Below are 12,592 nucleotides of genomic sequence, written 5' to 3'. Positions count from 1 at the left end.
GGGGGATGAATGCCCGCACCGAGCCTGGAAAAGCGGAGCCGGTCTCACCGGCACGGCCGCCGATAGCGCGCGAGCTGCTGCTCGTCGCCGGACTCTTCCTCGTCTACAAATTCGGGCGGCAGCTCGCCACGGGCCACACCGCCGAAGCCTTCCGCAACGCCCATGACGTCTGGCACGCCGAACGGTGGCTGCGCCTGCCGGGCGAGGGCGCGGTGCAGTCCCTGCTGCTGCACGGCGACACCCTGACCGAGGCCGCGAACACCTACTACGCGGCCGTCCACTTCCCGGCCACGCTCGCCTTCCTGGTCTGGCTCTATCTGCGGCGCCCCGCGCACTACGTGTGGGCGCGCCGCGTGCTGGCCGCGCTCACCGCGGCCGCCCTGGTGCTGCATCTGGCGTTCCCGCTGGCGCCGCCCCGGATGCTCGCGGCGACCGGACTGGTCGACACGGCCCGGGTGTACGGGCCCTCGGTGTACGGGCCGCCGCACAGCGACCACCTCTCCAACCAGTTCGCGGCGATGCCCTCGCTGCACTTCGGCTGGGCGCTGATGGTCGCGATCGGCCTGATCGTCGCGACCCGCTCGCGGTGGCGGTGGCTGTGGCTGCTGCACCCGCTGCTGACCCTGCTGGTGATCGTGGGCACGGCCAACCACTACTGGCTCGACGCGCTCGTGGCGGGCGCGCTGCTCGGGATCGTCGTCGCGGTCGTCCGCGCGCCCCGGCGGCGTGCCGTGACGAGCGCGGGGCGGGTCGTGGCGCGGGGCGTCCCGGTTCCGGCAGCGGCCGACGAACGCGTCTTCACACGAGCGGGAGCGGGCCGATGAACGCCACCCTGCTCGCCGTCGTCCTCTCCCTCTTCTCCGCCGTCGCCTACGCGTCCGCCGCGGTCGCCCAGGAGCGGCTGGCCTCCCGGTCCACCGGGACGGGCCTGCCGCGACTGCTGGGCAGCGGCGCCTGGTGGTGCTCGGTGGGACTGAACGCCGCGGGCGCGCTGCTGCACGTGGTGGCGCTGCGGTACGGGGCGCTGACCGTGGTGCAGCCGCTGGGCGCGCTGACGCTGGTCGCGGCGGTGCCGATGGGCGCCCGGATCGCGGGACGGCGGGTCACCGCGCCGGAGTGGCGGGGCACCGCCTACACGCTGGCCGGCCTGGCCGCCGTCCTGGTCACGGCGTCGGGACCGGCGCCCGACGATGTGCTGAGCGGGCCCGAGGCGGTGGCGGTGGCCGGCGCGACGGCCGTACTGATCGGGCTGCTGGCCCGGCGCGGCACCCGGCCCGGGCTGCGGCACGCGACCGCGTCGGGCTTCGCCTCCGGGGTGGCCTCGGCGCTCACCCAGACGGTGACGGTGGCCGCGACGGACGGCTCGGCACCGGTGCTGAGCGTGCGGGTGATCGGGGTGGCGCTGCTGGTCGCCGCGTTCGCGGCGGGCGGGCTGCTGCTGGCGCAGACCGCCTACCGGGGCGGACTGGGCGCTCCGCTCGCGATGGTGACGCTGGCGAATCCGGTCGCCGCCGCGGTGATCGGCCTGGCCCTCCTGGGCGAACGGCTCCAGGGCGGACCGACGGGCGTGCTCCTTGCGCTCGTCGGGGCGGGCCTCGCGGGGCGGGGTGTGGTGCTGCTCTCGCGGGCGGCGCCGGAGCCCGGAGCGGAGGACAAGGACGACTCGGACGACGCGCACCCCGTGGCCGTCGTGCTCGCCCTGAAGCCGGAGACGGCGTCGGCGGAACCCGCGCTGCTGCCCCGGCCCGCGACCGGACCGGGGCACCTCACACCGCTGTGAGCGTCAGCGGTGTGGGCCTAAGCGACGTGGGCGTCAGCGCCGTGCGTGTCAGTTGCGTGGGCGTCAGCGCCGTGCGTGTCAGTGGTGCGGGCGCGGTCAGCCCAGTCCGCGCGCGTCCTGCTTGAGCGCGGTGTCGACCGTCAGCGCGGTGGCGACGACCAGGCTCAGCAGCGGCTCGGGGAGCTGGTAGTGGATCTGGAGGACGTAGTTGTCCGCCGTGGTGAACATCGTCTTGGCGAGGCCCTCCCACGTCTTGGTGATCCGGGCGACCTCGTTCTGGGCGTGGTCGACGATCGCGAAGTTCCAGGCCCGCCAGTTCTCCGCCTTGATCGCGCCGACCTGCTGGCCGCCCGCGTTGATGGCGAAGTTGATCTTCCCGAAGACGTTCTGCTGGACGATCTCGCCGACCGGCGTCCCGTCGGGGCGCGTCACGATCACCCGCGACTTGAGGAACTTGGCCGGGCGGGTCAGCAGCAGCACCGGCTGACCGTGGACGTCACGGATCTCCAGGCGGTGCGTCAGGAACTGGTCGATGCTGGCGACGAAGCGCAGGACCTTGCGCAGCGCGCTCTGGCCGACCTGGATCACCGAGCCGAGCTGATTGCCCTGCTGGTCCATGACCTTGTACTCGTTGGTCAGCTCGATCAGCTTGGCCTTCTGGTTCACCACCAGCACGGGCTCGGTGAACAGGGTGCCGCCGCCGGGGCCGCTCGCGGCGACTCCGGCCTGCTGCTGCACCTGGCGCTGGACCCGGGGGTCCGGCCCGGCCTGCTGGTGCGGCACCTGCGGGGCGGGCTGCCCCTGGCCGGTGTGGGTGTGGTCGGTCCACTGGGTGCCGTCCCAGTAGCGCTGGGTCTGGGCCGCCCCGTGCGGATCCGGGTACCAGCCAGCAGGTGTGTTCGAATGCGTGGTCACCGGGGCACACTATCCCGAGCCCTCCGGGACCTGAACAGACCCCACCATGCGGTGTTCACCAGGCTTTTACCCCCGGCCGCTCCTTTCCGGTGGGCACCGCCTCGGTCCGCGCCTCGGTCCGTGCCTCAGTCCGTGCCTCGGTCCGTGCCTCAGTCCGTGGCGAGGCCCGGATCGCTCACCCCGGGACGGCCGTTCTCGACATGTCCGACGAACCGCCGCAGATAGGACGGCTGTCCGTCCGCGGTGACGGTGAGGTCGTACCACCGCCGGCTCGCGCCCAGGTCGACGGTGCGCCGCACGACGGCCCCGGAGCGCACCCGGACGGTGGTCGTACGACCGCTGCGGCCGTCCGCCAGCCGCAGCACGGCGGTGCCGGTGCCCCGGTGGGTGAAGGTGAGCCTGACGTCGTCGCCGACGTGCCGGGCGGTCACCTCGGGGCCGGTGCCGGTTCCCCTGAAGGCGCGCAGGAAGCCGTTGGGGCCGTGCACGGTCAGGTCGTACGAGCCGCCCGAGTACGCCGAGTTCCAGGTGTCGGAGACGGTCCGGCCGGCCGAGGCGGTGTAGTGCCACGGTCCGTCGGTGCGGTTGCCGGAGGTGACGAGGAAGACGGCGCCGGCCTCGGCGCCCGAGGCGAAGGTGAGCGTGATCCGGCCGGGCCCGCCGCCCTCCTCGGTCGCCGAACCGTCCACGTACGGCGCGTACTTGAGCGGGCGGGTGGGACGCGTGCCGCGCTCCTGCCGGGGCAGGACGCCCACGGCGGGCGGGGTCGGACGGTAGTCGGGGTGACGCTCGCGGTCCGGGGGCTCGTAGCCGTCGGTGTCGGGGAAGGCGACCGGCCCGGTGTCGGTGCGGGTGAAGTCGAAGGCCGAGGTGAGATCGCCGCAGACGGCCCGCCGCCAGGGTGAGATCTGGGGCTCGCACACCCCGAAGCGCTCTTCCATGAACCGCACGATCGAGGTGTGGTCGAAGGTCTCGGAGCAGACGTAACCACCCTTGCTCCAGGGCGAGACGACCAGCATCGGCACCCTCGGCCCGAGTCCGTACGGTCCCGCGACGCGGTTGCCGCCGCCCGGATAGAGGTCGAGGGTGACGTCGACCGTGGACCTGCCCCGCTCGTCGGAGGCCGGCGGGAGCGGCGGGACGACGTGGTCGAAGAAGCCGTCGTTCTCGTCGTAGGTGATGAACAGGGCCGTCCTCGCCCACACCTCCGGGTTGGAGGTAAGGGCGTCCAGGACCTGGGCTATGTACCAGGCTCCGTAGTTCGAGGGCCAGTTGGAGTGCTCGGAGAACGCCTCCGGGGCGGCGATCCAGGAGATCTGCGGCAGTGTGCCCGCCCGTACGTCGGCCCGGAGCACGTCGAAGTAGCCGTCGCCGTTGCGGACGTCGGTGCCGGTGCGGGCCTTCTCGTGGAGCGGGTCACCGGGCCGGGCGTTGCGGTAACTGTTGAAGTACAGCAGCGAGTTGTCGCCGTAGTTGCCCCGGTAGGCGTCCGGGATCCAGCCCCAGGAGCCGCGTGCGTCCAGGCCGTCGCCGATGTCCTGGTAGATCTTCCAGGAGACGCCGGCCCGTTCCAGGCGTTCGGGGTAGGTGGTCCAGTCGTAGCCGAGTTCCTCGTTGCCGAGGACGGGTCCGCCGCCGAGGCCGTCGTTGCCGGTGTGTCCGCTCCACAGGTAGTAGCGGTTGGGGTCGGTGGAGCCGATGAAGGAGCAGCGGTAGGCGTCGCAGACGGTGAACCGGTCGGCGAGCGCGTAGTGGAAGGGGATGTCCTCGCGGGTGAGGTAGGCCATGGTGGTGGTGCCCTTGGCGGCCACCCAGTTGTCGTAGCGGCCCCGGTTGTAGGCGGCCTGGCCGTCGGGCCAACTGTGCGGCAGTCCTTCCAGGAACCGCATGCCGAGGTCGTCGGCGGCCGGCCGGAACGGCAGCAACTCCCTTTCCCCGTACGGCTGGTGCCAGACCGACTTGCCGCTCGCCAGCGTGACCGGGTGCGGGTCGCCGAATCCGCGTACACCGCGCAGGGTGCCGAAGTAGTGGTCGAAGGAGCGGTTCTCCTGCATCAGGACGACGATGTGCTCGACGTCCTCGATCGACCCGGTGCGATGGTTCGCGGGCAGGGCGGCGGCTCGCTCGATGCTGCCGGACAGTGTGCTGAACGCCGTGGTGGCGCCAGCGACTTGGAGGAAGCGGCGCCGGTTGACCTCGGGCATGGGTGGGGGACCTCTCGGCGAAGGCGGCCTGTGCGACCGACTGTTGTGGGGGGCACGCGCGTCAGAAGTCTTCCCGGGACACGGAACACCGGGGAAGGGGCGGGTGGCGCCCGTGTGAAAGTCGACCGTACGCAGGGGGTGCGGGCGGCCCGCGGAACGCCGGAGTCCGGTGGGGGCGGAATTGCGGCGGGATGGCCGAGAAGTCGTGTCCGGTACGACGGCCGGAGAGACGGCGAATGGTCGGGTACACGCCAATAGCGGCCGTGACCTCCCGCGCGCCGATTCAGTGCGTCACCCACCGACTACAGTGCGCGTGTGCAGGCTTTCCGACGCCCTCACGGCTTTCCCACGCATTCTTCGCCAAGGGAACATTTCCGGCCGATCGCCGCATCCCGCATGATCCACGGGGACGACGCCGCTCGCGCCGCCTGCCTAGCCTCCCGGGCCATGCGATCACCTCTGATGCGACGCCTCGGCCTCGCCACCGTCCTGGCCGCCGTCCTCGCCGTGTTCGGCCTGGCCCCCAGCGCGAGCGCCGACCCGGCGCCGGCCACGCTGACCTTCGCCACGAGCGGCGCGACCACGACGCCCGGCGGCACGGTGGACCTGTCGATGACGATCACCAACAACCACAGCTACGACATCTGGTTCGTGTACCAGAGCATCGACCCGACCTGGCTCACCACCCAACGGCCTGATCTGAAGTACGCGTTCACCGGCTGCGCCCTGACCACCGCCGCCGGAAGCACCCCGTGTACGGGCACCGGACCCGCCAACCTCGGCGGCAACTACGGCACCACGGTCCCGCCCGGCCAGAGCCGTACCGTCACGCTGACGCTCCAGGTCGCGGCGGACTCCGGCTGCAACGGCAACATCGGCTTCTACTCGTACTTCTACGCCGAGTTCAGCGACAGCACGAGCATCAGCGGCGGGCCCGTCTACACGCCCGAGACGCGCGTCCTCTGCTCCTGAACTCCTGCCGGAAACCGGCCGGTTGGGACCGGAGATGACCTGAAATCAGTCTGTGACCAGGCCCACATCGTGGTCTGGACCACCGGCAGTGCGCCCGGCGGGCCCCCGTGGCCCGCCGGTGCGCCGTTCAGCGCCCGGACCAGCACACGGAGCCCTCGCGCCCATCGGACCCCGTCCGTCCCCCCGACGGAAAACCGTCCGATTCGGTTCCGGGACGGACCTGTAGGACACCTGCTCTTTTCCGTCATGTTTCGCAGCATGACCGCGAAAGCTACACAGACACACCACTATGTTGACGCGACGGATACGGGACGACTGGCTTCTGAGGGGGACGCCGGCGTCGCGTAAGGGGGTGCGTCCGCTCCATGGGAGCCGTGCTCACCCCTGCCCGGGGAGGGGACTTCACCGCATGAAGCGGACCACACGCACCACCGTCCTGACGGTGGGCGCGCTCATCGCCGCGCTCGGTCTGCCGGCCGGCGCGGCCCAGGCCGACGACACCACGCCCCGCATCGACCTGCGGGTGCTCGTGGTGAGCGACGGCGGACCGGCCACCGACGCGATCGCCGCGGAACTCGCGGCCGCCGGTACGCCGTTCACCGCGATCGACCTCGCCGACACCGGCCGTCCGGTGATCGACGCGGACTTCCTCGCGGACACGGTCGACGGCCGGCCGCGCGCCAAGTTCCAGGCCGTGGTCCTGCCCAACGACAATCCGTTCGCGGCCGGTTCGGCGGAGATGGCCGCGCTCGCCTCCTACGAGCAGACCTACGCGATCCCCCAGGTCGACGCCTACACCTACGCGCGTCCGGAAGCCGGTCTCCAGTACCCGGTGTACGGCGGCTACGCCGGCAGCCTCGACGGGGTGCAGGCCGCGGTGACGGCCGCCGGACAGGCCGGTCCCTTCGGCTATCTCGACGGGGCGGTCCCCTTCGAGGACAACGACGCGGCGGTGGGCGAGAGTTACGCCTATCTGTCGACCCCGGCACCCGGCGCCGACTTCACCTCCTACGTCGACGCGCCGATCCCCGGACAGTCCACCCGCGGCTCGCTGGTGGGCGAGTACCGGCACGACGGACGGCGCGAGCTGGTCGTCACGTTCGTCTACAACCAGTACCAGCAGCAGTTCCGGCTGCTGGCCCGCGGCATCGTGGAGTGGATGACCGGCGGGGTCCGTCTCGGCGCCTCCCGCAACTACTTCGCGGTCCACGTGGACGACGTGTTCGCCGCCGACGACCGCTGGAACACCACCCTGAACTGCACGCCCGGCGACGTCGACTGCACCGACCCGAACGCCACCCCGGACCCGATCCGGATGACCCCCGCCGACGTCACCTACGCCGCCTCCTGGCAGACCGGTCACGACTTCACCCTGGACCTCGCCTACAACGCGGCCGGCACCGTCGACCAGCGCGCCGACAACAACGGCGCCGACCCGCTCGCCGACGCCCTGCTCGCCGAGAAGGATCGATTCCGCTGGGTCAACCACACCTACACGCACGCCTTCCTGGGCTGTGTGCAGGACACCACGGTGGTGCCGTGGAAGTGCGACACCAACCCCGACGGCAGCGTGAAGTGGGTGAGCCGCGCCGAGATCTCCGACGAGATCGCCACCAACCGCGTGTGGGGCCAGACCGCCGGACTCCCGCTGGAGAACGACGAGTTGGTGACCGGCGAGCACTCCGGCATGAAGGTCCTGCCGCAGCAGCCCCAGGACAACCCGAACCTGGCGCTCGCCGTCGGCGACAACGGCATCGACTGGCTCGGCTCCGACAACTCCCGTGAGCCGCACCAGCGTCAGGTCGGCCCCGCCACCACCGTGCCGCGCTACCCGATGAACGTCTTCTACAACGCGGGCCGGGCCGCCGAGCAGGTCGACGAGTACAACTGGATCTACACCAGCCGCGCCCAGGGCGGCAGCGGCATCTGCGAGGACAACCCGGCCACCACCACCTGTCTGGCCGCCCCGCTGGACCCGGCCACCGGCTACACCGAGCACATCGTGCCGCTGGAGACCCGGATCGCCCTCGGGCACGTCCTCGCCAACGACCCCCGCCCGCACTTCATCCACCAGTCGAACCTGGCCGAGGACCGTATCGCCTACCCGGTCCTCAGCGGTGTCCTCGACGGCTACGACGACCTGTTCGCGGCCGACACCCCGGTGGTGAACCTGCGGATGAAGGACATCGGCGTCGAACTGGGGCGCCGTGCCGCCTGGCAGGCCGCCCTGGACGCCGGCCAGGTCACCGCGTACCGGATCGGCGACACGGTCACCGTGCAGGCACCCTCCGGCACGGCCGTCACGGCGACCCTGCCGGCCGGCAGCACACTGGCCGGCGGCGCGTTCGGGACGCCGTACGCGGGCGGGGTGTCCGGCTGGACGCCCGCCGGCGGCAGCCCGCTGGCGTTCGCCCTGCCGGCGTCCGCCGCGGCCCCGGCGGCCGACAGCGCCGAGGGACTCACGGCCACCGAGCCGGCGCCGGACACCCGGGTCCCGGCGGGCGTGCGCGAGCAGGTCCCGCCCACCGCGGGCGATTGAACCGCGTACCGCCGCACCGTCCCAAGGAGCGAGCCGGCCGCACCCGCGGCCGGAACCCCACCGGTGGCCCCGCACCCCGGGCCACCGGGCACGACCACCCCACACCTCGGCCGTGGAGCACACCGATGCACGTTCCCCATGGCGCGCGACGCCCCGGCGCAACGCGCGTCACCCTGCTCACCGAAGGCACCTACCCGCACAGTCACGGCGGCGTGAGCGTCTGGTGCGACCAGCTCGTCCAGGGCATGCCCGACCTCGACTTCGACGTCATCGCCGTCACCGGCACCGGACGCGAACCGGTCGTCTGGGACCTGCCCGCCCAGGTCGGCGAGGTGCGGTCCGTCCCCATGTGGGGCGCCCCGCCCGAGGGCCGCACCCCCAGGGGCCGCGCGCTGGCCCGACTGGCCGCCGCCTACGAGGAGTTCCTCACCGCGCTCCTCGACCCGCGCGCCGAGAGCGGCTTCGCCCCCGCGCTGTACGCGCTGGCCCGCGCCGCCGCCGACGGCACGCTCAGCCCGTTCCTGCGCGGCGACCGGGCGATCGCCCTGCTCACCTCGGTGTGGAACCGGCCCGGTCTCGCCGTGCGCGAGGCCCGGCCGACCGTGCACGACGCGCTCACCGCGACCGCGCTGCTGGAACACGCCCTGCGCCCGCTGGCCGCGCCGCCGCCGCGCACCGGAGTCGCGCACGCGGTCAGCGGAGGCGTCGCCGTCCTGCCGGGGCTCGCCGCGCTCGACCGGCACGGCGTTCCGCTGCTGCTCACCGAGCACGGCGTCTATCTGCGCGAGCGCTACCTCGGCTACCGCACCGCGCCCTACCGCTGGCCCGTGAAGGCGGTGATCCTCGGCTTCTTCCGGCTGCTGGCCGAGGAGAGCTACCGGCGGGCCGCCCTGATCACCCCCGGCAACCGCTACAACCGGCTCTGGGAGGAGGAGGGCGGCGCCGACCCCGGGTCGATCCGCACGGTCTACAACGGCGTGGACCCGGCCGCGTTCCCGCCCGCCGGGCCCGAGCCGGGGACGCTCACCCTGAGCTGGGCGGGCCGGGTCGACCCGATCAAGGACCTGGAGACCCTGATCCGCGCCTTCGCCCGCGTACGGGAGCAACTCCCGGACAGCCGACTGCGGTTGTTCGGCGGCACCCCGCGCGGTGGGGAGGCGTACCGGGAGCGCTGCGAGGCGCTCGCCGCCGAGCTGGGGCACGCGGACGCGGTCACCTTCGAGGGCCGGGTCGACGACATCAAGGACGCCTACGCGGCCGGGAACGTGGTGATGCTCTCCAGCATCAGCGAGGGGTTCCCCTTCACCCTGATCGAGGCCATGTCGTGCGGGCGGGCCACCGTCTCGACCGATGTGGGCGGGGTCCGCGAGGCGGTCGGCGACACCGGGCTCGTGGTGCCGCCGCGCGATCCGGAGGCGATGGCGGCGGCCGCGCTGGAGCTGCTGGGCGACCCGGCGCGGCGCCGGGCGATGGGCGAGGCGGCCCGGCTGCGGGTGATCGAACAGTTCACCCTGCGTCAGACCATCGACACCTTCCGCTCCATCTATCTCGAACTGCCCACGCTCCAGCGGCCGTCGGAGCCGGTCGCGGCCCCGGCCGCACCGCTGCCGACACCGGCACCGGCACCGGCACCGGCGGGCACGGTGGCCGGATGAGCGGGCCGATATCCCTGGAGCCGGGCGGCGCCGAGCAGGACACCCTGGCGCTGCGGCTGGCCGACGTCCGGCCGCGGCGGCGCCGTCCCCGCTGGGCCCTCGACGACAGCACGCTCGCCATCCGGCTGCCCCTGCGCGGCCCCGACGAGGACGCGGTCAGCCGGCTCGCCGCCGACCTCGCCGACCGCATCGGCCCGGCCGTCCACCCCTACGAGGTGGCCGCGCTGCTGGAGGCGGAGGGCCTGACCGCGGGGACGATCAAGGAGCGGTACGGCCATCCCGATCTGTTCTCGCTGGCCGCCGCACTGTACGAACGGGTCCCGCGGACCTTCCCGGAACCGGCCCGCGGGCCCGACCCGTGGCGTCCCGACACCGTGCGCTGCCTGCTGCGGGGCGTGCTGTTCGCCCTGCCCGGGCTGGCGTATCTGCTCACCGCGCCGCTGTGGGACGCGGGGGCCCATGCCTCCGCGTTGATCGTGGCGGGGCTGGTCTCCTGGGCCTGGGGGCAGGCGCTCGGCCACCGCGCGCATCTGCGGATGGTGGCAGGACGGCGGGAGGCGGCCCTGACGCTGCTGGCCGGCGCGCCAGCCGGAGCGGTGCTGGCCACGGCGGCCGGGGCGGTGTCCGGCGGGGTCGGCCCGGTGACCCTGGTGGTGGCCGCGCAGTCGCTGTACCTGGCGGCCGCCGGTGTGCTGCTGGTGCTGGCCCGGGAACGGCTGCTGCTCGCCGCGCTCACCCCGCTGGTCGCCGGGGCGGCCGTCCTGCCGTGGTGGGAGCCCGGCGAGGCGGCGCGTGCCGGGCTGCCCGCGCTGGCGCTGCTGGCCACGCTGGCGGTGACCGGGCGGGTGCTGTGGAGCGCGCTCGCGGCGAATCCGGCGTCCGGTGCGGCGGCCTCGGGGTCAGCGGCTTCGGGCGTCGTACGGCCGAGTCCGCTGCGCTCGCTGCCGTACGGACTGTTCGGGCTGGCGGCCGGGGTGCTCGTGCTGCTGGAGGGACGCCGGGAGCCGTACGCGGTGATCGTGCTGACCGTCAGCATGGGGCCCGCGGAGTGGCTGCTGTACCGCTACCGGGGCCTGTCGGTCGCCGCGCTGCGGGCCGCCGCCACGCCCGCCGGGTTCCTGCTGCGGTCGGCCGGGATCCTCGGCCTGTGTCTGGCGGCCTATGTGCTGCCGCTGTGGCCGGCCGCCCTGCTGACCGGCGCCGCGCCCGACGCCCTGCTCACGCTCGCGGCCGTCCTGTGGACCGCGCTGCTGCTCCAGGCGTTCGGCGCCGCCTGGCCGTCCGCGCTCGTCTGTCTCGCCACGGCGGCGGGCGCCGGGACCGTCACCCTGCTCGACGCGCCACCCGGGCCCGGCGCGGCCCTCGCCCTGAGCTGCGGCGCGGCCGCGCTCTGTCTCACCGGGTGCGCGCTGTGGCGGCTCGGCCGTCCCGCGCCGCACGCCTGACCGGCACCCGCCCGCCGTGCCCCTTGCACGGCCGGCTCACCCAACCCCCCCACTCAACCGACCGGAAGGACAACGGAGTTGACCGCCACACCGCTCGCCGCCGTCACCGGAGCCGAGGGTTTCATCGGCTCCCATCTCACCGAGGCGCTGGTCGCCTCGGGACACCGGGTCCGTGCCATGGCCCAGTACAACTCCTTCTCCTCGTACGGCTGGCTGGAGACCCTGCACCCCGACGTCCTGGACCAGGTCGAGATCGTCCTCGGTGACGTCCGGGACCCGGGCTCGGTCCGGGGTCTGCTCGACGGGGCCGACACGGCGTACCATCTGGCCGCGCTGATCGCGATCCCGTACTCCTACCAGGCGCCGCACAGCTATGTGGACACCAATGTGACCGGCACCCTCAACGTGCTGGAGGCGGTACGCGCGTTGGGCACGCCCCGGCTGGTGCACACCTCCACCAGCGAGACCTACGGCACCGCGCAGACCGTGCCGATCACCGAGGACCATCCGATCAACACCCAGTCCCCGTACGCCGCTTCGAAGGCGGGCGGGGACCGGCTGGCCGACAGCTACCACGCCAGCTTCGACACGCCCGTGGTGACGCTGCGGCCGTTCAACACGTTCGGTCCGCGCCAGTCGATGCGTGCCGTGATCCCCACCGTCATCGGTCAGGTCGCCGCCGGGCAACGGGCGATCACGCTCGGCGATCTGCGGCCGACCCGGGACTTCACCTTCGTCAAGGACACCGCGCAGGCGTTCCTCGCCGTCGGCAGCGCGCCCGCCGAGCAGGTGGTGGGCCGCACGTTCAACGCCGGGACCGGCGGGGAGATCTCGGTCGGCGATCTGGTCCAGTTGATCGGCAAGGTGATGGACACCGCGCTCGACGTCCGCGAGGACGAGGCCCGGATCCGGCCCGCCAACTCCGAGGTGATGCGGCTGGTCGCGGACGCCTCCCGGCTCACCGCGGCCACCGGCTGGCAGCCCGCGCACTCCCTGGAGGAAGGACTCGCGCACACCGTCGAGTTCTTCCGCGACCCCGCGAACCTGGCCCGCTACAAGACCGGCATCTACAACATCTGACA

General features: G+C 73.0%; 9 protein-coding genes. 7 read left to right on the top strand and 2 right to left on the bottom strand.

Annotated elements, in window-relative coordinates; translation table 11 throughout:
• Positions 1-5 precede the first annotated feature (5 nt).
• Both AFM16_RS32495 and AFM16_RS32490 read left to right on the top strand, forming a co-directional pair.
• Positions 6-824, top strand: a complete 819-nt coding sequence (locus tag AFM16_RS32495; RefSeq protein ID WP_078636041.1) for a phosphatase PAP2 family protein — start codon at positions 6-8, stop codon at positions 822-824.
• Positions 821-1,780: a DMT family transporter gene (locus AFM16_RS32490; protein WP_030789526.1), complete on the top strand. Its 960-nt coding sequence runs from the start codon at positions 821-823 to the stop codon at positions 1,778-1,780. Before AFM16_RS32495 ends, AFM16_RS32490 begins: the two co-directional genes overlap by 4 nt.
• Before the next feature lie 96 nt (positions 1,781-1,876).
• Here the strand turns inward: AFM16_RS32490 and AFM16_RS32485 are convergent, their stop codons facing one another.
• Both AFM16_RS32485 and AFM16_RS32480 read right to left on the bottom strand, forming a co-directional pair.
• Entirely contained in the window at positions 1,877-2,695 is an 819-nt protein-coding gene (locus tag AFM16_RS32485) for an LURP-one-related family protein (RefSeq protein ID WP_078636040.1), read from the bottom strand.
• Between the two features lie 149 nt (positions 2,696-2,844).
• The gene (locus tag AFM16_RS32480; RefSeq protein ID WP_078636039.1) at positions 2,845-4,899 is read right to left on the bottom strand and encodes a phosphocholine-specific phospholipase C; all 2,055 of its coding nucleotides are present in this window, start codon (positions 4,897-4,899) and stop codon (positions 2,845-2,847) included.
• 447 nt (positions 4,900-5,346) lie between these two features.
• Here AFM16_RS32480 and AFM16_RS32475 point away from each other — a divergent pair, with 447 nt between their 5' ends.
• The 5 genes from AFM16_RS32475 (at position 5,347) to AFM16_RS32455 (ending at position 12,590) form a co-directional block, all read left to right on the top strand.
• Entirely contained in the window at positions 5,347-5,871 is a 525-nt protein-coding gene (locus tag AFM16_RS32475; RefSeq protein ID WP_078636038.1) for a hypothetical protein, read from the top strand.
• A gap of 409 nt (positions 5,872-6,280) precedes the next feature.
• Positions 6,281-8,410, top strand: coding sequence for a hypothetical protein (locus AFM16_RS32470; protein WP_078636037.1), 2,130 nt, complete (start codon positions 6,281-6,283; stop codon positions 8,408-8,410).
• A gap of 125 nt (positions 8,411-8,535) precedes the next feature.
• Positions 8,536-10,065 (top strand): GT4 family glycosyltransferase PelF, encoded by a 1,530-nt coding sequence (gene pelF / locus AFM16_RS32465; protein ID WP_078636036.1) that lies wholly within the window; start codon positions 8,536-8,538, stop codon positions 10,063-10,065.
• Positions 10,062-11,510 carry a hypothetical protein gene (locus tag AFM16_RS32460; protein ID WP_078636035.1) on the top strand — a complete coding sequence of 483 codons (1,449 nt, stop codon included), beginning with the start codon at positions 10,062-10,064 and terminating at the stop codon, positions 11,508-11,510. The genes pelF and AFM16_RS32460 overlap by 4 nt, the downstream gene beginning before the upstream one ends.
• A gap of 78 nt (positions 11,511-11,588) precedes the next feature.
• Complete coding sequence (locus AFM16_RS32455; RefSeq protein WP_030789508.1) at positions 11,589-12,590, top strand: GDP-mannose 4,6-dehydratase; 1,002 nt, start codon at positions 11,589-11,591, stop codon at positions 12,588-12,590.
• Positions 12,591-12,592 lie beyond the last annotated feature (2 nt).

Origin of the sequence: Streptomyces antibioticus, from assembly GCF_002019855.1 — a bacterium.
Lineage (GTDB): Bacteria > Actinomycetota > Actinomycetes > Streptomycetales > Streptomycetaceae > Streptomyces > Streptomyces antibioticus_B.
The sequence above is the reverse complement of the archived record's forward strand: the minus strand, read 5'-3'. Positions and strand labels throughout refer to the sequence as shown.

What these genes read in the sequence shown, in the direction of transcription:
- AFM16_RS32495 (WP_078636041.1), top strand. Translation starts at nt 6, where the DNA reads ATGAATGCCCGCACCGAGCCTGGAAAAGCGGAGCCGGTCTCACCGGCA.
- AFM16_RS32490 (WP_030789526.1), top strand. Translation starts at nt 821, where the DNA reads ATGAACGCCACCCTGCTCGCCGTCGTCCTCTCCCTCTTCTCCGCCGTC.
- AFM16_RS32480 (WP_078636039.1), bottom strand. Translation starts at nt 4,899, where the DNA reads ATGCCCGAGGTCAACCGGCGCCGCTTCCTCCAAGTCGCTGGCGCCACC.
- AFM16_RS32475 (WP_078636038.1), top strand. Translation starts at nt 5,347, where the DNA reads ATGCGATCACCTCTGATGCGACGCCTCGGCCTCGCCACCGTCCTGGCC.
- AFM16_RS32470 (WP_078636037.1), top strand. Translation starts at nt 6,281, where the DNA reads ATGAAGCGGACCACACGCACCACCGTCCTGACGGTGGGCGCGCTCATC.
- pelF (WP_078636036.1), top strand. Translation starts at nt 8,536, where the DNA reads ATGCACGTTCCCCATGGCGCGCGACGCCCCGGCGCAACGCGCGTCACC.
- AFM16_RS32460 (WP_078636035.1), top strand. Translation starts at nt 10,062, where the DNA reads ATGAGCGGGCCGATATCCCTGGAGCCGGGCGGCGCCGAGCAGGACACC.